Annotated in this window: 1 protein-coding gene; it reads left to right on the plus strand. The window is 52.2% G+C overall.

The window, feature by feature from the left end; genetic code table 11:
- Positions 1 to 122: 122 nt before the first annotated feature.
- On the plus strand, positions 123 to 1,119 hold a 997-nt coding region (locus ACKTSG_RS14320), incomplete at its 3' end, for an IS30 family transposase (RefSeq protein ID WP_407895701.1).

Here is a 1,119-nt window from a genome sequence, read left to right on the forward strand (position 1 = left end):
CCCGCGTTTTACAATCAAGTTAGCCACTATCGTTAGCACTCAGACAAAATAAAAAACACCAAGTCGATACGACCTGTTATCATTAAAGTTCCTACACAATTAATGAAAGAGGTATCGTCTTGATGCAAGAACAGAATATCATGTCTCACACCAAAGGTCACCATCTGACTGCTTTCGAACGTGGAAAAATCGCTGCACTTCATGGAGAGGAGAAGTCAAATCGAGAAATTGCACGCATACTTGGTATCTGCCGGCAAACCGTCGCCAACGAGCTAAACCGAGGCCAGATCGATCAGGTTCAGAAGGTCAATGGCAAGCGTGTGTATCGCACTGAATACAGCGCTGAGACAGCCCAGCTTCGCTACGAAGAGAACCGGCGGCGATGCCACAGACCTCTCAAGCTCGTCCAAGCCGCTGACTTCATCGCTCACTTCACAGAACACTTCAAACAAGACGGCTGGTCCCCAGACGCCGTGGTTGGCCGAGCCAAGGAAAAGAAGCTCTATCGACCCGAGGAGATGGTTTGCACGGCGACGCTGTACAGCTACATTGATGCTCAGCTCCTGGAGATCAAGAATATTGATCTGCTGGAGAAGACCAGCCACCACATCAAGCACAAGGCCAACACCAAGCATAAACGCCTGCTTACTGGACGCAGTATCGATGAGCGCCCCAAACGTGTGGATAGTCGCCGTGAGTTCGGCCACTTCGAGTTAGATACAGTGGTGGGTAAGCGTGATGGTCAAGAGAGCGTCATTATGACGTTCATCGAACGCAAGTCCCGTTTCCAGTTCATGCGTCTGATTGATGGCCGCGACGCCGACTCCGTAAACTACGCCATGCGCGGTATCGTTGCGGAGTACGGCGACGTCATTAAAACAATTACTGCCGACAATGGCTCTGAGTTTGCCGACCTAGACTCGGTGCTCGATGGCGTGGCCACCGTGTACTATGCGCATCCATACCGTTCCAGCGAGCGCGGCACCAACGAGGTCCACAATAAGATGGTTCGGCGAGACTTTCCCAAAGGTGAATCCCTAGACGCTGTCAGCCCACAAGCTGTCGCCGAAACTCAAGATCGGCTCAACCGCCTCCCTCGTCGCCAACTCAGATATCGGA

This window comes from Lacticaseibacillus salsurae, from assembly GCF_045862175.1.
Classification (GTDB): Bacteria; Bacillota; Bacilli; order Lactobacillales; family Lactobacillaceae; genus Lacticaseibacillus; species Lacticaseibacillus salsurae.